Below are 18,143 nucleotides of genomic sequence, written 5' to 3'. Positions count from 1 at the left end.
ACCGGCCACCCGGTCGACCGGGATCGATCGGACGGGCTGGTTTCCCGGCTCAGGACCTGTTCTGCGGGTGCACGGTCACCCCGTCACTGCCCAGCCGTTCGCCACGGGCCATCGCCCAGCCCGCCTCCCCGTACGCCTCGAAGGTGAGCCGCGCTCCGCCCGGTGCACGGTAGTCGTGGTAGCGCATGGTGCCGCTCGACGTCAGGTCGGTGGCTCCGGAGGCGGTGTACCGGGCCTGGCCGGACTCGTGCCAGCTGTAGCGCCGGCCGCCGGACTCCACCTCGGGCGCGCCCGGCGTGACGGCGGCGTCGCGCGGCACCGACTCCCACAGCACCAGTTCGAACCCGGGACTCTCCGCCACCGAGAGCCGACGCCGGGCACCGTGCTCATCGCGGTCGTCGAGGAGGTGCTCGGCCCACCTCCACTCGCCTTCCACCAGGCGAATCGACCCCCGCACCGAATAGGTGGCGTCACCGATTTCGACGATGTCCCCGACCTCGATCCGCCTCGGGTCACGTCGGTTCCCGTCGCCGTACCGCTGCTGCTGCCGACGTGCCGCTGCCGACCGGTCGCGCCACCAGCGCAGCGTCAGCCCGGCAACGACCACCCCGACCAGGCAACCGGCCGCCAGGTACGCCGTCATCCCGTCCATCCGGTCACCTCCCGAGACAGTTCGGCGGGGTCGTCGACCATGATCCGGGCAGCCGCCGCCTCCCGCCAACCGGCTACCGGTCGGCGGGATCCGTTCCGCCGGGAGCCGCGGCACCCCCCTGCTCACCATCGCCGGAGGCCGCGGTGGCACCGCCGGGGAAGGTCGGTCCGTCCGACGCGGGTGGCGCGGCCGACACCGGAGGTGCCTCCGGGACGGTCGGCGAGGCCGCGTGGTGCGGGGGATACCCGGCCGGACCCGGGCCGCCCTCGGCACCGGGTACGGCGTACCCGGGATACCCGGGCACCGCATACCCCGCATCGGGCACCCCATACCCCGGTGGCACCGGATACCCGGGCGGCGGATAGCCCGGCGGGAAACCGGGCTGTGGTGGATAGCCCGGCGGCGCGGGATAGCCGGGATAGCTCATCGGCAAGGCGTAGCCGATCAGGTGGGCGTTCGGGATGTCGCGGCCGGCGGGTGGCCAGACGGCTGCCGGTTCGGCGCGGGGCACGAACCAGCGGTGGGCCGGCGGCAGCGCCAGCAGCAGCACCACCGCCGCCGTGAGCAGGAAGACCAGCAGCACCCCGAGGCCCACCAGCGGAAAGAACATGTCGAACGGATTCGGCTGGTCGTACAGCGCCTCGATGAAGTCCGACTCCTGCCAGAATTCGTCGTCCGGTGGCGGCACGTCCTCCGGGTAAGACTCGTCGACGTACGGCCCCTCGGCCATCGCGAACGCCAGACCGAACGGAATCAGGAACGCGCCGGCACAGCCCTGGGCGACGCAGAGCAGCAGTTGCACGCCACCGGCGACGAAGACCATGACCCGGGCGGTGTTGCTGCCCGCACGTACCCGGGGCGCGGTCAGGCCCAGCCAGAGCGCCAGCAGCAGGGCGGGTACGCCGAACACCGCCGCCATCATGACGCTGTTCCAGCGCTCCGCGCGTACCTGGTCCGGGTCCGCGTTCGGCACCTGCCGCACCGCCTGGTCAACTGCGTGGTTCCAGTCGATCGCCGCCAACACCAGCAACGTGACGAGGCCGAGCAGGATCACCACGGTGGCGAGTTGCAGCCAGAAGGCCACCGTGACGGTGCCGGGACGCGGCGGACGGGGTGGGGGTACGGCTGCCGGAGCTTCGGCGGTCGCGGTCATGTCGCGGACGGTACGGCCCGATCGCAAGCCTCGGCAGCGCCGTTTGGGCAGACTCGTCCCGGTGGACGGATCATGCTCCGTTGAGTCGCTCGACCGCGTACTCGCCGACCGTGGTGCTTCCCATCACGCAGCCGGTCATCGTGTTCAGCTCCGCCGGGTCTTCGCGCAGCGCCGTCCAGGCCGCCCGCCCGGCCGCCGGGTCGAGCCGTTCCAGCAGGGTGGCGGCGTACACGCGGCCCGCGGGGGCACCGCCGGTGAGCAGCCGGTCGAGCAGGTCGCGTACCTCCTCCGGGTGGTCGGCCACGGCCGCCGCGACGCGCTGGTACGCCTCGGTCTCGGGCAGCAGCGTGCCCGCGATGCCGACCCCGCCGAACGCCAACGTGCTGGCGTGGCCGAGTTCCGCGACGGCCCTCGCCAACTCCGACTCCTTCTTGCGCCGCATGCCGAACATGTCTCCATCCTCGCCCCGGGAGCCCGCCTCCGCCCGTCGGAGGCGGGCCCGGTGCGACGGGTTCAGCTGGACGTGACCGACAGGCCGTCCTTGCTGTCCCGGAGGTCGACCCGCACCGCGTCGCCGTCGCGGACCTCGCCGGCGAGCAGCGCCCTGGCGAGTTGGTCGCCGATCGCCGACTGGACCAGCCGACGCAGCGGCCGGGCACCGTAGATCGGGTCGTACCCGTGCTCGGCGAGCCAGCCACGGGCGTCCTCGGTGACGTCCAACGTCAACCGGCGGTCGGCGAGACGTCGACCCAACCGCGCCAGTTGGATGTCCACGATGGCCCGGAGGTCGTCACCGTGCAGGGCGGCGAAGACCACGATGTCGTCGAGTCGGTTGAGGAACTCCGGCTTGAAGTGCGACCGGACCGTCGCCAGAACGCCCTCACGGCGCTGCTCCTCGGCCAACGTCAGGTCGCTGATCACCGCCGAACCGAGGTTCGAGGTGAGGATCAGGATGGCGTTGCGGAAGTCGACCGTACGCCCCTGGCCGTCGGTGAGCCGACCGTCGTCGAGCACCTGGAGCAGGACGTCGAAAACGTCCGGGTGGGCCTTTTCCACCTCGTCCAGCAGGATCACCGAGTACGGCCGGCGGCGCACCGCCTCGGTGAGCTGGCCGCCCTCCTCGTAGCCGACGTAGCCGGGCGGTGCGCCGACCAGACGGGCCACGGAGTGCTTCTCGCCGTACTCGCTCATGTCGATGCGGACCATGGCCCGCTCGTCGTCGAAGAGGAACTCGGCGAGCGCTTTGGCCAACTCGGTCTTGCCGACACCGGTCGGGCCGAGGAAGAGGAAGCTGCCGGTCGGACGGTCCGGGTCGGCGACTCCGGCCCGCGCGCGGCGGACGGCGTCGGAGACCGCGGCGACCGCCTCGGCCTGGCCGACCACGCGCCCGCGCAGCGACTCCTCCATCCGCAGCAGCTTGGCGGTTTCACCCTCCAGCAACCGGCCGGCGGGAATGCCGGTCCACGAGGCGACGACCGCGGCGATGTCGTCCGCGCCGACCTCCTCCTTGAGCATCGCGCCGGCGGACTGGAGTCGCGCCAACTCCTCCTCGGCGGTGGCCAGTTCGGCCTGGAGGGCGGGGATCCGGCCGTACCGCAGCTCGGCGGCGCGTTCCAGCTCGCCGTCGCGCTCGGCCCGTTCGGCCTCGCCACCGAGCCGCTCCAGTTCCTCCTTGGCGGTGGAGAGCTTGGTGATGTGGCTCTTCTCCAGTTGCCACCGCTCGGAGAGGGCGGTGAGCTGCTCGCGCTTGTCGGCCAGCTCCTTGCGTAGCCGCTCCAGCCGCTCGGCGGACGCCGCGTCCGGCTCCTTGGCCAGCGCCATCTCCTCGATCTCCAGCCGGCGCACCGCTCGCTCGATCTCGTCCACCTCGACCGGACGCGAGTCGATCTCCATCCGGAGCCGGGAGGCGGACTCGTCGACCAGGTCGATCGCCTTGTCCGGCAGGAACCGGTCGGTGATGTACCGGTCGGAGAGAGCAGCGGCGGCGACCAGGGCGGCGTCGGTGATCCGTACGCCGTGGTGCACCTCGTAGCGCTCCTTGAGCCCGCGCAGGATGCCGATGGTGTCCTCCACGGTGGGCTCACCGACCAGTACCGGCTGGAAGCGGCGCTCCAACGCCGGATCCTTCTCGATGTGCTCGCGGTACTCGTCGAGCGTGGTCGCGCCGACCATGCGCAGCTCGCCACGGGCGAGCATCGGCTTGAGCATGTTGCCGGCGTCCATCGAGCCCTCGCCCTTGCCGGCACCCACGACGGTGTGCAGCTCGTCGAGGAAAGTAATGACCTGCCCGTCAGAGTTCTTGATCTCCTCCAGGACGGACTTCAGCCGCTCCTCGAACTGGCCCCGGTACTGTGCGCCCGCCACCATGGCGCCGAGGTCGAGCGAGACGAGTTTCTTGTCGCGCAGCGACTCCGGCACGTCGCCGGCCACGATCCGCTGCGCCAGGCCCTCGACGATCGCGGTCTTGCCGACACCGGGCTCGCCGATCAGCACCGGGTTGTTCTTGGTACGCCGGGACAGCACCTGGATCACCCGGCGGATCTCGGAGTCCCGGCCGATCACCGGGTCGATCTTGCCGTCCCGCGCGCTCGCGGTCAGGTCCACGCCGTACTTGGTAAGCGCCTGGTAGGTCTGCTCCGGATCGGCGGTGGTCACCCGGCGGTCCCCGCCGCGTACCGTCGGGAAGGCGGCCACCAGGCTCTCCTCGGTGGCACCGGCGGCCTTGAGCGCGGCGGACACGGCCCCGCCGACCCGGGCCAGCCCGGCGAGCAGGTGCTCGGTGGAGGTGTACTCGTCGCCCAGCGGGCGGGCGATCTGCTCGGCGGCGCCGATGGCGTTGACGAACTCGCGGGCCAGGGTCGGCTCGGCGATGCTGGAGCCGCGGGCGGCGGGCAGCGCGTCGACGGCCCGTTGGGTGGCCCGGCGCAGCTCGGTCGGGTCGGCCCCGACGGCGCGCAACAGGCCGGCAGCGGTCGAGCCCTCGGTGTCCAGCAGCGACAGCAGCAGGTGCCACGGTTCCACGGTGGCGTGCCCGCGCTGGTTGGCCAGGGCGACGGCACCGGTGATGGTCTCGCGGCTCTTGGTGGTGAGGCGTTCGGTGTTCATGGGCTCCCCTGGATCGGTGTGTCCACTGATACCGACAGAACCAGAGTTGAGTCTATTCCGCTCAACCTCACTGATGTGATCTCCGTCACCCTCCTTCGCCATCTCCATATCAGGCGACCACCAGACCCGCAACGTGCTGGAAATTTCCACCACCGCGACAGCGGAGATCAAACGGTTACGCGGAGTTACCAAGTCAGCGTTCGAATGTCGCCGAATAACTTGTCCGACCATTGATGTCAACCGAGGCCAGCCATCGATTGAACCGCCGGCAATACCGCAGCAGCCAGGGTCCGACAAGACCTCTTGACGGAGGGTTTACCTGATAAACCACAAGTGTGTTTTGTCACCCAGCGGAGGGGTTCTCACGCAGGTCTGCTTGTTGAAGCTTGGGAATAGACCACAACCACTCCTGAGAGGACGGGGCACATGCACGTGATGACACGAGTCGCGAGTGTTTTCGCGATGGCGGTGGTAACTGTCGCCGGAACTGCCAACGCTGCGCACGCCGCGGACAAGGACGAGTCGACCGCCCTTTCGACGCGCGGCCAGGCCGCGTATCAACAACAGCAACTCCGTGCTCTTGCCGCAGCCGGTGACTGTGGAGTGCGGGTAGACCTGCCACACGCTTCCTACACCACCGACAACCAGATCCACACCAGGGTCGAGTCCTTCTGTCAGGGCACCACGATCGTCAACAACACGATCACCGGCAAGAGTTACCGATCCCGCTGGTACGGCTGGGAGCACAGGAGGACCAAGACGAACGGCCCGAAAACAGCCTGGCGGGTTCGGGTGACCGTGGACGTCGATTGCGACTACGGCTCCTGGCACCGCTGGCGGACCGAAGGATTCGGCAGCGGAATTCTCGACGGACAGCCGGTCAGTGCCGCGGCGTACGAAGAGAACGACGACGAGATTCAGTGTGGTTCCAACAACTGACACCCATCCCGGTAAGCATCGGTGGCGTACGGCCGTCATCGCGTATGCCAGCGCGGTGACGGCCGCCGTCATGCTGCTCGCCACGACCGGATGCCGTCCGGAGCACCACCAGACCGGCCCAGCAGCGGGAAGCAACTCCCACCAGGGCGATATGCCGTACCTGTCCGATGCACTCCTCACCGCTCCGCTGGAGCCGCCGGCACTGAGCCTCGTCACGGCGGAGGAACGACGGCCACTACGGAGAATCATGATCGACTGGTCGGCTCGTGGCGGGCCGGTCACCGGTCCACCACGGCACGTCGACTGGCCGGAGGTCCGGCTTGCCAGGGCGACCAGACGGGTGACCATGGAGTTCGGGACAGCGCAGCTGCCGTCCCGCGTGGTTCTCTACCGCTATCCCGCAACGGGAGCCGATGGCATACCGGACGAGGACACCGGCACCGAGACGATCTGCGGCTACTCGGCTCCGGCGGCGGCCTGCTCGCGATCGGATGGCGGAGACCGGCCGGCACGAGTGAGTGTGGCACTCGATGTCGAAGAGGGCACGTACTGGGTGGTTCACGCTGCTTGGCCCGTGCTCGTGGGTCGCGGTTCCACCCAGGACGTGCCCATCGTCTCGGCATCATGGGTGGTCAGGGTCGACCGTATGGAAGGACGACGCGGATGAACGTGACGAGGTGGCTGTCCCTGATGACCCGCGACGCGGTCACCTCGGCGAGCGCAAGCGTCGGCACGACCGGTCCGCACGACACTTTCGAGCAGGTGTCCGAGCACCGACTGCGTGCGACCAGCATGCTGAGCTGGTCCTACACCGCCAGGGACGACCACGGCGAAATGCGGTGGTGCTGTGACGGCCAGAACCTGGTGCAGGTGCGCGTTGACGGTGAACGGCTCAGCTCGCCGGTGCCTGGCGAGGACACCCTCGACGACCCTCGGTATTTCTACTCGTGGCCGGCGGTAGTGGACGCCTGGTTCGTGGAGATGCTCCGCCCGGTAGACCTCCTCGCCCGGGTGGTCGTGTCGGCGGTGACCGGGCCGGACGCCAGCGGCCTGATCCACCTCGAGGCCAGTCCGATGGGCAACGAACCGTCGCCGTACAACGGATTTTCCCTACCCGACCGGAGGGCGCTGCGGATCGCTCTCGACCCCGAGCGGGGTTGCCTGGTCACGGTGACCGTGAATCACGTTGACCGCCCCCCGCTGACCTGCCGCCTCACCCAGCTTGAATGAGTCGCCCGGCAACCGTCCGTGACCGCTGACACGCAGGCCGTACCCGCTGCGCCGACCTCGTAGGCCGGACGCCGTGCCGGTAGCGTTGCCCGGGTGCGAGTACGTGTCGAACAGACTGCCTTACCGGGGATCGGCGTACGTCATGACATGATGACGGAGTCCGGCCGGCGGTTGGGGGTCGTCTCCCACCGCAGCGGTCGCCGCGACCTCGTCCTGTACGACGCGGACGACCCGGACGGTTGCTCGGCGGACATCCCACTCACCGACGACGAGGCGGGGGCGCTGGCCGACATCCTGGGCGCGTCGCTGATCCTCGGGCAGCTCTCCGGGCTGCGCGAACAGGCCGCTGGCCTGCTCACCGAGCAGATCGCCGTCCCGGCCTCCTCCACCTATGTCAACCGGCCCCTCGGTGACGCGAAGGTGCGCACCCGCACGGGAGCCTCGATCGTGGCGATCCTGCGCGCCGGCGAGGTTATCGTTTCGCCGAGTCCGACGTTCCGCCTCGCCGCCGGCGACGTGCTCGTCATCGTCGGCAACCGGCAGGGCCTGGACGGGGCAAGCGCGATCTTCGCCGCCGACGATCCCGCCGGCTGAGCCCGATGCACGACTTCAGCACCCTGCTCATCGAGGTCGGCGGGTTGCTGTTCCTGCTCGGGTTGCTCGGCCGGCTGGGCCGCCGGGTCGGGCTCTCGCCGATCCCGCTCTATCTGCTGGCGGGGCTGGCCTTCGGTCACGGCGGCGTGCTGGAGCTAAGCGCCAGCGAGGAGTTCTTCGCGATCGGCGCCGAGATCGGTGTGATCCTGCTGCTGGTGATGCTCGGCCTGGAGTACTCCGCCGACGAACTCGTGGGCAGCCTGCGGTCGGCCGCGCCGGCAGGACTGCTCGACGCGCTGTTGAACGCGCTGCCCGGTGCGGCATTCGCGCTGCTGCTCGGTTGGGGTTGGGTGGCTGCGGTGGTGCTCGGCGGGATCACCTGGGTCTCGTCCTCGGGGGTGATCGCCAAGGTTCTGGCCGACCTGGGTCGACTCGGTAACCGGGAGACCCCCGTGATCCTCTCCGTGCTGGTGGTCGAGGACCTCGCGATGGCCTTCTACCTGCCACTGCTGACCGCTCTGCTGGCCGGAGTCGGATTCGTCAAGGGCGGTGTCTCCCTCGCCGTCGCGGTGCTGACCGTGATCGCCGTGCTGGTGGTGGCCCTTCGTTATGGCAACGTCCTCTCCCGGGCGTTGTCGGCCGGCAGCGCCGAGGCACTGCTGCTCGGGGTACTCGGACTGACCCTCCTGGTCGCCGGGGTCGCCGCGAAGTTGCAGGTGTCGGCGGCGGTGGGCGCGTTCCTGGTCGGCATCGCGCTCTCCGGGCCGGTCGCCCACCACGCAACCGAGCTGCTGACTCCGCTGCGGGACCTCTTCGCCGCCGTGTTCTTCGTCTTCTTCGGCCTCGCCACCGATCCACGGCACATCCCACCGGTGCTGCTACCGGCGCTGCTGCTCGCGCTGGCCACCATGGGGACCAAGACGCTTACCGGCTACCTGGCCGCCCGGCGGACGGGCATCGCCGAACCGGGCCGCTGGCGCGCCGGCCTGGCACTGGTACCCCGGGGCGAGTTCTCCATCGTCATCGCCGGAATCGCGGTGGCCTCCGGCACCGTTTCACCGAAACTGGCGGCACTGGCGGCGACGTACGTGCTGATCACGGTCGTCACCGGGCCGGTGCTGGCCCGGCTGCCCGACCTCGCCTGGTTCAAGGGTTGGCTACGGGCCCGAGCCGCGGCGCAGCGGGCCCGGGCGGCGGCCGCGTCGAACCGAGCGTGAGCGTCGAATCAGCCGATTCCACCGTCCGGAGGGCCCGCGTCGACCAAGAGATGCCGAATTGCTTCCCGTAGGGGCTACCGGTACTCACCGGTACCGCGTTAACGTGTCGCCCCAGCAGCCAGGGTTCGCGGTGGGCGGACGCCCCCGCGGGCGAAAGCGGAAGGTTGGCCGGTGAGCGTGCAGGAGTCAGCGTTCCACGGCTTCGCCAACCCCGTCGACCCAACCCCGGCGGAGTTGCGAGCGTGGGCCTACCACCCCGATTCCGTCCCGTTGACGTCGATGCCGCCGGACTGGGACCTGCTGGTCTCCGGTGACCGGTTGGTGATGACGCTGTTCGAACTCGCCATGGACACCCGCTGTCCGGCGCGTCGGTTCGCGCTGCACTGTCTCTACATCTACGCCGCCGACGGGATCCGGACGAACTTCCGGGCACATCCGAAGCGCCGCTTCCGGAAGCTGGTCGACCAGGCCGAGCGCAACGGCGACGAGATGATGCGCACCTGGGCGCACAACAGTCGGGTACTGCTGACCCGACCGGAGCTTTTCGTGTACCGGGAGTGGTGCGAGGGCGGGCTGGTGCGGGAGAACCGCCGACTTTGAACGCCGAACGGGCCGGGACCCCCCGTGGCTCCCGGCCCGCACGTCGGCGGATCGTCAGCGCGACCCGCCCCGCTCGCGACGGTGCTGATCGCTGCGCACCTGGCCGGCACCATGGCCGACCCGGCCGCTGTCCGCGGCGACCCGATCGCCCCGGCCGCTGAACCTGCCGGCCTGGACCTGGTCGGAGAAGCGTCCCTTGGTGATCCGGTCGAACCGGTGCTGGACGTTCTCAGCCAGGTCGTCGAGGCGTTGCTCCGTCTCCTCGGCCACCTTCCTCGCCGATTCCGTCATGGCTCCCCCCGCCAGTTCGGAGTCCGGATTGAGATGGTTTAGACCTGATTTCTGAAGACTAGTCGAGGCAACCTGTCTCTCGCTCGGGTTTCCGGAACCACGAGCGGCGCAGCACCCGCGGACACGCGAAAGGGGTGTGGCTCCGTCGGAGCCACACCCCTTTCGCCGTAGCGGCCGTCAGCGCCCGGAGCTGCGTCGGGGACGCCAGACCACCAGGGCGGTCGAGGTCTGGTTGGTGGGGACGAGATCCCGACCGGGGAAGCGGGCCAGCGACTCCAGCTCGGCCATCCGGCGGTACGCGGCGTCGAGTTCCGCCTCCAGCTGGGCGACCCGCTGCTGTGCCTGCTCCAGCAGTTGCTCCAACCCGATGATCCGCTTGATCCCGGCGAGGTTGACGCCGTCGTCCTGACTGAGCCGCTGCACCTCGCGCAGCAGCACCACGTCCCGGACGCTGTACCGCCGCCCGCCACCGGCCGCCCGGCCGGCCTGCACCAGGCCGAGCCGGTCGTACTGGCGCAGTGTCTGCGGATGCATGCCCGCCATCCGCGCCGCAACCGAGATCATCAGCACCTTGGCCTCGTATGCCGGGTCATCCGAGCCGACGAACCCGTCCATCCCGCTCACCTCCGCACCGCTTCACCGATCAACCGAACCGACGCACCCGCGCGTCGAGATGTTCCCGGGCCGCCGGCGGGGTCTGCTCGGCGAACGTCTCCAGCGCGGCCCGCGCCTCGTCCGAGATCCGCGCTGGCACCACCACGTCCAGGGTGACCAGCAGATCGCCCTGCTGTCCGTCCCGGCGGCTGACCCCCTTGCCCCTGGCCCGCAGGATGCGACCGCTCGGCGTACCTGGCGGCACCCGCAGGGTCACCGGACCGTCGAGCGTCGGCACCCGCAGGTCGGTGCCGAGGACGGCCTCCGCGAATGTGATCGGCACGGTCAGGGTGAGGTCGTCGCCGGTACGCCCGAAGACCTCGTCCGGGCGAACCTTCACGTGCACGAACAGATCACCCGCCGGACCGCCGCGCTCACCCGGCTCGCCTCGGCCGGCCAGCCGGATCCGCTGGCCGTCGGCCACCCCGGCGGGAAAGCGGACGTTGAGCGTACGGGTCTTGGTGACTCCGCCGGTGCCCTGGCACTCCGGGCACTTCTCGTCCACCACCGTGCCCACGCCCTGACAGTTGCGGCAGGGCTCGGAAAAACTGAACGCACCCTGGTTCCGGTTGGTGACCCCGGCACCGTGGCAGACCGGACAGGTACGTGGCACGGTGCCGGGCTTGGCACCGTTGCCGTGGCAGGTGTCGCAGACGCCGGGCGCGCGCAGCGTCAGCGGCAGGGTCACGCCGCGTACCGCGTCGTTGAAGTCGAGCGCCACCTCGGTCTCGATGTCCCGGCCCCGAGCCGGACCTGGTGCGCCCGCAGCCCCGCCACCGCCGGAGAAGATCGAGCTGAACAGGTCGGAGATGTTGCCACCGGCGAACCGGCCGCCGCCCGGCTGCGCACCACCGAACAGGTCGGAGACGTCGAACGGCGCACCGCCCGGCTGGCCGCCCTGACGGGCGCCACGCCGGAACGCGCCCGAGCCGAAGAGCGAGCGCATCTCGTCGTACTCGCGGCGCTTGGCGTCGTCGCCGAGCACCGCGTACGCCTCGGACACCGCTTTGAAGCGTTCCTCGGCCTTGGCGTCGCCGGGGTTGTGGTCCGGGTGCGACTCGCGGGCCAGCTTGCGGTACGCCTTCTTGATCTCATCAGCCGGTGCGGCTTTCGCCACGCCCAGGACCGCGTAGTAGTCCTTCTCGATCCAGTCCTTCGAACTCACCCGTACACCTCCTCCCCACCTCCGGGCCCGGTCCGCCCCGCCCGCCGGGTCTCGGCGAGCGGGGCGGCCGGATCACCGTCGCGCACTATTCCGGGTCGGCGACCGCGACCAGCGCGGGCCGCAGCAGTCGCTCACCGACCTGGTAGCCCCGACGCATCACCTGCACGCAGGTCGGCTCGGTGACGTCGGACGAGGTCTGGTGGGCCACCGCCTCGTGCCGCGTCGGGTCGAACGGATCGCCCTGCTCGCCGAACGGGGTCAGCCCGAACTTGCCCAGCGCGGTGATGAGCTGCTCGGCCACCGAACCGAACGGGCCGACCAGATCGCCATGCTCCCGGGCCCGGTCGAGATCGTCCAGGATCGGCAGCAGCGCGGCGAGCACGGATCCGGTGGCCTGCTCGGTGACCAGGCCACGGTCGCGCTCGACCCGCTTGCGGTAGTTGGCGTACTCGGCCGACACCCGCTGCACGTCGCGGGTGCGTTCGTCCAGCTCGGCGCGGAGCGCCTCCAGCTCGGCACCCAGCCCGCCGACGGTCGGCTCGGTCGGCTCCCCGACCGGCTGTGCCGGCGCGTCCACGACCGGCGGACCCTCGGTGGACGCGTCGCTGAGCGCGCTCGCCTCGACCTCGATCGAGTCGACCACGACCTCGGCCTCCTCGACCAGGCCCTCCGCTGGCACGTCCGGTCCGGCGTCCGCCGCCGTACCGTCGGGCTCGCGGATCTGACTGATCTTGCGGTTGTTGCGGATGACGACCCGCGGCGCGTCGCCGGTGGCCGGCTCGGACGCCGAGCCACCCGGCGCCGACCCGGTGTCACCCGGGTCGGCGGCTCGTGGCTTCTCCGTCATACGACTACCTCATCCCTCTGCCCGTGCGTTCGGGTGGCCAGGACCGTCACTTCTTGTCCTCGTCCACGATCTCCGCGTCGACCACGTCGTCCGCGCCGGGCCGTGCGCCGCCGGCCTGCGCGCCACCGGTCGCGTCGGCACCACCGGCCGCGCCGGGACCGGCCTCGCCGCCCGCCTGGGACTGCTCGGCCTGCTGGGCGTAGAGCAGCGAGCCCGCCTCCTGGGAGACCTGCGCGAGCCGCTCGTGCGCCGACTTGATCTTCTCGATGTCGCTGCCACCGAGAGCGCCACGCAGCTCGCCGAGGGCCTCGTTGAGCTTCTCGCGGTTCTCGGCGGGGAGCTTCTCACCGTTCTCGGCGAGGAACTTCTCGGTCTGCCACTGCAGGGCCTCGGCCACGTTGCGGGTCTCGGCCTCCTCACGGCGGCGCTTGTCCTCCTCCGCGTGCTCCTCGGCGTCCCGGCGCATCCGCTCGATGTCGTCCTTCGGCAGCGAGGAGCCGCCGGTGATCGTCATCTTCTGTTCCTTGCCGGTACCCAGGTCCTTGGCGTGGACGTTGACGATGCCGTTGGCGTCGATGTCGAAGGTGACCTCGATCTGCGGCACGCCGCGCGGGGCCGGCGGAAGGCCGGTCAGCTCGAAGGTGCCGAGCTTCTTGTTGTACGCGGCGATCTCACGCTCGCCCTGGAAGACCTGGATCAGCACCGACGGCTGGTTGTCGTCGGCGGTGGTGAACACCTCGGAGCGCTTGGTCGGGATGGTGGTGTTGCGCTCGATGAGCTTGGTGAAGATGCCACCCTTGGTCTCGATGCCCAGGCTCAGCGGCGTCACGTCGAGCAGCAGGACGTCCTTGACCTCGCCCTTGAGCACGCCGGCCTGAAGGGCGGCACCCACGGCGACGACCTCGTCCGGGTTGACGCCCTTGTTGGGCTCCTTGCCGGTGAGCTGCTTGACCAGGTCGGTCACGGCCGGCATCCGGGTCGAGCCACCGACGAGGATCACGTGGTCGACGTCGGAGACCTTGATCCCGGCGTCCTTCACGGCCTGCTCGAAGGGGCCCTTGCAGCGGTCCAGCAGATCCTGCGTCATCCGCTGGAACTCGGCCCGGCTGAGGGTCACGTCCAGGTGCAGCGGGCCGGCGGCACCGGCGGTGATGTACGGCAGGTTGATGTTGGTGGTGGTGGCGGCGGACAGCTCGATCTTGGCCTTCTCGGCGGCCTCCTTGAGCCGCTGCATCGCCATCTTGTCCTGCGACAGGTCGATGCCGTGCTCACCCCGGAAGGTCTTCACCAGGTGGTCCATGATCCGCTGGTCCCAGTCGTCACCACCGAGGAGGTTGTCACCGCTTGTCGACTTGACCTCGATGACGCCCTCGGCCAACTCCAGCAGCGACACGTCGAAGGTGCCGCCACCGAGGTCGAAGACCAGGACGGTCTGCTCCTTGGAGCCCTTGTCCAGCCCGTACGCCAGGGCGGCCGCGGTCGGCTCGTTCACGATCCGCAGCACGTTGAAGCCGGCGATCTCGCCAGCCTCCTTGGTGGCCTGCCGCTGGCCGTCGTTGAAATAGGCCGGGACGGTGATCACCGCGTCGGTGATCTGCTCGCCCAGGTAGGCCTCGGCGTCCCGCTTGAGCTTCATCAGCGTCCGGGCCGAGATCTCCTGCGGGGTGTACTTCTTGCCGTCGATGTCGACGGACCAGTTGGTGCCGATCTCCCGCTTGACCGAGCGGATCGTCCGGTCCGGGTTCGTCACCGCCTGGCGCTTGGCGACCTCACCGACGAGCACCTCGCCGTTACGGGCGAACGCGACGATCGACGGGGTCGTCCGCGAGCCCTCAGCGTTGGCGATGACGGTGGGCTCACCGCCCTCCAGAACGCTGACGCAGGAGTTCGTCGTGCCGAGGTCGATACCGACCGCACGTGCCATCTTCGCTTCCTCGCTTCGTTACGTTGAGCAGGTGACGGGCCCTCCCGTCCTCGCTGCGCGGCGCCTGCCGTCCGCAGCGACCCCACCTCAAGTTGAGTGAACTTGACTCAATAGTGCCACGCCCCCGGAAATCGTCAAGTCAGGGTTGAGTCGGGTCGGCGCAACTCGGCATTCCTACCGACCGGTTGTCTTACCTTGTGTCGGTCGGGCACGCTTTAGCGGTGACGACGCACGGCGATTCCGCCTCACCGTCCGGCGCGCCCGCCGTCGCAGCCCGCACCGGGTCCACCGGCGCCGGCGAGGACCGGCCCGCGCCCACCGGGGACGACACCCTGCCAGACGCCCTGACCAGCCTGCGCGCCGCGATCGGGGCGGCCCGGTTCCCGCTGGCCCTGCCCTCGGCCGAGCTGGCCGCGCGCACCGTCGCCGCCCTCGCCGACCAGCTCGACGACTACCTGCTGCCCCGCCTGACCCGCCTCGACGCACCGCTGCTCGTGGTGGTCGGCGGATCCACCGGCGCCGGCAAGTCGACCCTGGTCAACAGCCTGGTGCAGGCCCGGGTCAGCGCCGCCGGGGTGCTGCGGCCGACCACCCGGTCCCCGGTACTGGTCTGCAACCCGGCAGACGCGGCCTGGTTCCGCCGGGGGGAGCTGCTGCCCGGGCTGACCCGCACCAACCAGCCCAGCGACGATCCCCGCACCCTGCATCTGGTCACCGCCCCGGCACTCCCTCCGGGGCTGGCGTTCCTGGACGCCCCCGACATCGACTCGGTGGTCGACGCCAACCGGGCCCTGGCCAACCAGCTGCTCGCCGCCGCCGACCTCTGGCTCTTCGTCACCACCGCCGCCCGGTACGCCGACGCCGTCCCCTGGGAGCTGCTGCACAACGCCCGGACCAGGGGCGCGGTACTCGCCCTGGTACTCAACCGGGTCCCGGCCGAGGCGACCGACGAGGTGGCCGCCCATCTCGCCGAGATGCTCGCCGAGCAGGGTCTCGAGGCCGCCCCGCTGTTCGTGCTCCCGGAGACCTGGATCGACGGGCAGGGGCTGCTACCGGGCCGCAGCACCGCACCGCTGGCCGACTGGTTCGCCCGGCTCGCCGCCGACGCGGAGGCCCGTTCGGCAGTGGTCCGGCAGACGCTGGGCGGCGCGCTGGCCCTGCTGCAACCCACCGTCGAGAGCCTGGCCCTCGCCGCCGACGAGCAGGTCGCCGCCGCCGACGCGCTGGACGACCGGGTACGTGCGGCGTACCGGGCCGCTAACCGGACCGTCGACCAGGGGCTGCGCGACGGTCGACTGCTCCGTGGCGAGGTGCTCGCCCGTTGGCAGGAGTTCATCGGCACCAGCGACCTCTTCCGCACCCTTGAGGCACGGATCGGCCGGCTGCGGGACCGCGTCATGGCCGCCTTCTCCGGGCGCCCGGCCCCCGCCGTCGAGCTGCGGGACGCGATCGAGTCGCAACTTGTCACCCTGCTGCGGGGGGTGGCCGCCGAGGCGGCCGAGCACGCGTACACCGGTTGGAAGGCGCACCCGGCCGGCGCGGCCCTGCTCGAACCCGACCTCGCCCACCATGCCGCCGACCTGCCGCAGCGCGCCGAGCGCCTGGTCCGCGACTGGCAGCGCGGCGTGCTGGAACTGGTCCGGGCCGAAGGTGGCGACCGGCGCTTCGTGGCGCGGACCGCGGCGTACGCGGTGAACGCCACCGGGCTGGCCGTGATGATCGCGGTCTTCGCCTCCACCGCCTTCATCCCGACCGGGCTGGAGGTGGCCACCGGTGCCGGCACCACCCTCGCCGGTCAGGCGGTCCTTCAGGCGATCTTCGGTGATCAGGCCGTGCGTACGCTGGCCAGAAAGGCCCGGGAGGACCTGCTGGAGCGGGTGACGGTGCTGCTGGACGCCGAGGCCACCCGCTATCTCGCCCGGACCCGGCAGGCCCGACCGCCGGCACAGAACGCGACGTCGCTGCGCCAGGCGGCCGAACGGGTGGAGGCGGCCCGGTTGGGCAGCGGCTTCGCCGACGCCGCACCCGTGCTCAGCGCCCAGACGACGGGCGTCGACGCCCAGCTGACCGATGAGGAGCGGCCGTGACCGGCATGGGCGGACGCCTCCGCGAGGCGTTGCGAATCGCCGACGGGCGGGTGGACGCCGACCAACTGGTCGCCCGGCTGGAGGCGGTACGGCGGTTCCTCGGCATCGTCGACGGCCACCTGCCGGACACTCCGCTGGTGCCGGCCCGCACCCTTGTCGAACGCGCCGGGACCCGACTGGCGCTCTCCCGCGACCACACCGTGGTGGCGCTGGCCGGAGCCACGGGCAGCGGCAAGTCGAGCCTGTTCAACGCGATGGCCCGGATGGCCCTCTCACCCGTCGGGGTACGCCGGCCCACCACCGGTGTCACGCACGCCTGCGTGTGGGGCCCGCTCGACGGGGGCACCCGGCTGCTCGACTGGCTCGGCGTGCTGCCCCGCCACCGCTTCGTCCGGGAGAGCCTGCTCGACGGCGACGACGAGTCCACCTTGCACGGGCTGATCCTGCTCGACCTGCCGGACTTCGACTCCGTCGACCACGCGCACCGGCTGGAGGTGGACCGGCTGCTCGGCCTGGTGGACCTGGTGGTCTGGGTGGTCGACCCGCAGAAGTACGCCGACCGGGTGATGCACCGTAGCTACCTCCGCGAGTTCCACCGGCACCGGGACGTGACCCTGGTCGTGCTCAACCAGACCGACCGGCTGCCGCCCGCCGAGGTGCCCCGGGTACTGGCCGACCTGCGCCGCCTGCTCGACGCGGACGGGCTCGACGGGGTACCGCTGCTGGCCACCACCGTCGCCGACCCGGAGGGCCCGGAGCGGTTGCGGGCGGCGCTGGAACGCGCCGTCGCCGAACGCCAGGCCGCGCTGCGTCGTCTCTCCGGTGATGTGGACGCCGTCGTCACCGCGCTGGACGACATGGTCGGCGCGCCCCGCACCGCACTCGCCGCCGACGATCCCGCGGTCACCGCGTTGGACCGTGCCCTGTGCCGGGCAGCCGGAGTGCCGACCGTCGTGGCGGCGGTCGAGCAGGCGTACCGGCATCGCGCCGCAGCAGCCACCGGCTGGCCGTTGCTACGGCTCTGGCGGCGACTGCGGGCCGACCCGCTGCGCCGGCTGCACCTGCCCGACCGGCGGGCCGGTGGTGACCCGGCGGAGAGCCTGGTGGCCGCCACCTCCGTACCCGAGCCCAACGCGGCCGACAAGTCCGCACTGGCACTGGCGTTGCGGACGGTGGCCGACCGGGCCGGGGACGGGCTGCCGAACGCCTGGCCTGACGCGATGGCGGCAGCGGCCCGGTCCCGCCTCGGTGACCTGCCGGACGCCTTGGACGGCGCGCTCGCCAGCACCGACCTCGGCGTCGACCGTCCTCGTGCGTGGTGGCGACTGGTGGGCGGGGTGCAGTGGCTGGCGACCTTCGCCGCGGTGGCCGGGCTGGGCTGGCTGGTCCTCGGCTACGCGGTGCGGGCTCTCGGATTGCCGGAGTTGCGTCACCCGATGGTCGGTGAGGTACCGGTGCCGACCCTGCTGCTGCTCGGCGGGTTGCTGACCGGGTTGATCGTGGCGGCCCTGACCCGCCCGCTGGTGAGGTGGGCCGCCCGGCAGGCCCGTCACCGGGCGGAGGCGCAGCTGACCCGGGCCGTCGCCAGCGTCGGCGAACAGCAGGTGCTGGCCCCGGTGCGGGCCGTGATCGCCGCGCACGCCGACGCACGCACCGTCCTCGAGGTTGCCCGACACCGCTGACCC

16 protein-coding genes are annotated in these 18,143 nt (G+C 70.9%); 7 read left to right on the top strand and 9 right to left on the bottom strand.

Features of this window, described 5'->3' with window-relative positions:
- Positions 1-49: 49 nt before the first annotated feature.
- From KBX50_RS18585 to clpB, 4 genes are all read right to left on the bottom strand, one after another.
- A complete protein-coding gene (locus tag KBX50_RS18585) occupies positions 50-652 on the bottom strand; it encodes a DUF4178 domain-containing protein (RefSeq protein ID WP_210938362.1) in 603 nt (200 codons plus the stop codon).
- 73 nt (positions 653-725) lie between these two features.
- A complete protein-coding gene (locus KBX50_RS33395) occupies positions 726-1,805 on the bottom strand; it encodes a hypothetical protein (protein WP_210938397.1) in 1,080 nt (359 codons plus the stop codon).
- Positions 1,806-1,875: 70 nt separating this feature from the next.
- The gene (locus tag KBX50_RS18575) at positions 1,876-2,256 is read right to left on the bottom strand and encodes a hypothetical protein (protein WP_210938361.1); all 381 of its coding nucleotides are present in this window, start codon (positions 2,254-2,256) and stop codon (positions 1,876-1,878) included.
- A gap of 62 nt (positions 2,257-2,318) precedes the next feature.
- Entirely contained in the window at positions 2,319-4,910 is a 2,592-nt protein-coding gene (gene clpB / locus KBX50_RS18570) for an ATP-dependent chaperone ClpB (protein WP_210938360.1), read from the bottom strand.
- A 462-nt stretch (positions 4,911-5,372) separates the two neighbouring features.
- On the opposite strand from clpB, the gene KBX50_RS18565 reads away from it, so the two are divergent.
- The 5 genes from KBX50_RS18565 to KBX50_RS18545 all read left to right on the top strand — a co-directional run bounded on the left by KBX50_RS18565 (position 5,373) and on the right by KBX50_RS18545 (position 9,490).
- Complete coding sequence (locus KBX50_RS18565; protein ID WP_210938358.1) at positions 5,373-5,849, top strand: hypothetical protein; 477 nt, start codon at positions 5,373-5,375, stop codon at positions 5,847-5,849.
- Between the two features lie 663 nt (positions 5,850-6,512).
- Positions 6,513-7,079 (top strand): hypothetical protein, encoded by a 567-nt coding sequence (locus KBX50_RS18560; protein WP_210938357.1) that lies wholly within the window; start codon positions 6,513-6,515, stop codon positions 7,077-7,079.
- A 93-nt stretch (positions 7,080-7,172) separates the two neighbouring features.
- Complete coding sequence (locus KBX50_RS18555) at positions 7,173-7,673, top strand: cation:proton antiporter regulatory subunit (RefSeq protein WP_210938356.1); 501 nt, start codon at positions 7,173-7,175, stop codon at positions 7,671-7,673.
- 5 nt (positions 7,674-7,678) lie between these two features.
- Entirely contained in the window at positions 7,679-8,890 is a 1,212-nt protein-coding gene (locus KBX50_RS18550) for a cation:proton antiporter (protein WP_210938355.1), read from the top strand.
- A 171-nt stretch (positions 8,891-9,061) separates the two neighbouring features.
- Positions 9,062-9,490, top strand: a complete 429-nt coding sequence (locus KBX50_RS18545) for a hypothetical protein (protein ID WP_099848208.1) — start codon at positions 9,062-9,064, stop codon at positions 9,488-9,490.
- A gap of 54 nt (positions 9,491-9,544) precedes the next feature.
- On the opposite strand, the gene KBX50_RS18540 is transcribed toward KBX50_RS18545, so the two are convergent.
- From KBX50_RS18540 to dnaK, 5 genes are all read right to left on the bottom strand, one after another.
- The gene (locus KBX50_RS18540) at positions 9,545-9,781 is read right to left on the bottom strand and encodes a hypothetical protein (protein WP_210938354.1); all 237 of its coding nucleotides are present in this window, start codon (positions 9,779-9,781) and stop codon (positions 9,545-9,547) included.
- Between the two features lie 177 nt (positions 9,782-9,958).
- Positions 9,959-10,396, bottom strand: coding sequence for a heat shock protein transcriptional repressor HspR (locus tag KBX50_RS18535; RefSeq protein WP_210938353.1), 438 nt, complete (start codon positions 10,394-10,396; stop codon positions 9,959-9,961).
- Positions 10,397-10,424: 28 nt separating this feature from the next.
- Positions 10,425-11,600 carry a molecular chaperone DnaJ gene (gene dnaJ / locus KBX50_RS18530; protein ID WP_210938352.1) on the bottom strand — a complete coding sequence of 392 codons (1,176 nt, stop codon included), beginning with the start codon at positions 11,598-11,600 and terminating at the stop codon, positions 10,425-10,427.
- An 85-nt stretch (positions 11,601-11,685) separates the two neighbouring features.
- On the bottom strand, positions 11,686-12,447 hold the full coding sequence (gene grpE, locus KBX50_RS18525) for a nucleotide exchange factor GrpE (protein ID WP_210938351.1): 762 nt from the start codon (positions 12,445-12,447) through the stop codon (positions 11,686-11,688).
- A gap of 46 nt (positions 12,448-12,493) precedes the next feature.
- Positions 12,494-14,371, bottom strand: coding sequence for a molecular chaperone DnaK (dnaK, locus tag KBX50_RS18520; RefSeq protein ID WP_204019248.1), 1,878 nt, complete (start codon positions 14,369-14,371; stop codon positions 12,494-12,496).
- Between the two features lie 221 nt (positions 14,372-14,592).
- Here dnaK and KBX50_RS18515 point away from each other — a divergent pair, with 221 nt between their 5' ends.
- The gene (locus KBX50_RS18515; protein WP_210938350.1) at positions 14,593-16,458 is read left to right on the top strand and encodes a GTPase domain-containing protein; all 1,866 of its coding nucleotides are present in this window, start codon (positions 14,593-14,595) and stop codon (positions 16,456-16,458) included.
- A gap of 5 nt (positions 16,459-16,463) precedes the next feature.
- Positions 16,464-18,140 (top strand): GTPase, encoded by a 1,677-nt coding sequence (locus KBX50_RS18510; protein ID WP_210938395.1) that lies wholly within the window; start codon positions 16,464-16,466, stop codon positions 18,138-18,140.
- Positions 18,141-18,143 lie beyond the last annotated feature (3 nt).

Source organism: Micromonospora sp. C51, assembly GCF_018070435.1.
GTDB classification, from domain to species: domain Bacteria; phylum Actinomycetota; class Actinomycetes; order Mycobacteriales; family Micromonosporaceae; genus Micromonospora; species Micromonospora sediminimaris.
Note: the sequence above shows the minus strand (reverse complement) of the source record. Positions and strands in the feature narration are given on the sequence as shown.

Bases quoted from the DNA above. Each gene is read 5' to 3' on its own strand.
- KBX50_RS18585 (WP_210938362.1), bottom strand. From the start codon at position 652: ATGGACGGGATGACGGCGTACCTGGCGGCCGGTTGCCTGGTCGGGGTG.
- KBX50_RS33395 (WP_210938397.1), bottom strand. From the start codon at position 1,805: ATGACCGCGACCGCCGAAGCTCCGGCAGCCGTACCCCCACCCCGTCCG.
- KBX50_RS18575 (WP_210938361.1), bottom strand. From the start codon at position 2,256: ATGTTCGGCATGCGGCGCAAGAAGGAGTCGGAGTTGGCGAGGGCCGTC.
- clpB (WP_210938360.1), bottom strand. From the start codon at position 4,910: ATGAACACCGAACGCCTCACCACCAAGAGCCGCGAGACCATCACCGGT.
- KBX50_RS18565 (WP_210938358.1), top strand. From the start codon at position 5,373: ATGGCGGTGGTAACTGTCGCCGGAACTGCCAACGCTGCGCACGCCGCG.
- KBX50_RS18560 (WP_210938357.1), top strand. From the start codon at position 6,513: ATGAACGTGACGAGGTGGCTGTCCCTGATGACCCGCGACGCGGTCACC.
- KBX50_RS18550 (WP_210938355.1), top strand. From the start codon at position 7,679: ATGCACGACTTCAGCACCCTGCTCATCGAGGTCGGCGGGTTGCTGTTC.
- KBX50_RS18540 (WP_210938354.1), bottom strand. From the start codon at position 9,781: ATGACGGAATCGGCGAGGAAGGTGGCCGAGGAGACGGAGCAACGCCTC.
- KBX50_RS18535 (WP_210938353.1), bottom strand. From the start codon at position 10,396: ATGGACGGGTTCGTCGGCTCGGATGACCCGGCATACGAGGCCAAGGTG.
- grpE (WP_210938351.1), bottom strand. From the start codon at position 12,447: ATGACGGAGAAGCCACGAGCCGCCGACCCGGGTGACACCGGGTCGGCG.
- dnaK (WP_204019248.1), bottom strand. From the start codon at position 14,371: ATGGCACGTGCGGTCGGTATCGACCTCGGCACGACGAACTCCTGCGTC.
- KBX50_RS18510 (WP_210938395.1), top strand. From the start codon at position 16,464: ATGGGCGGACGCCTCCGCGAGGCGTTGCGAATCGCCGACGGGCGGGTG.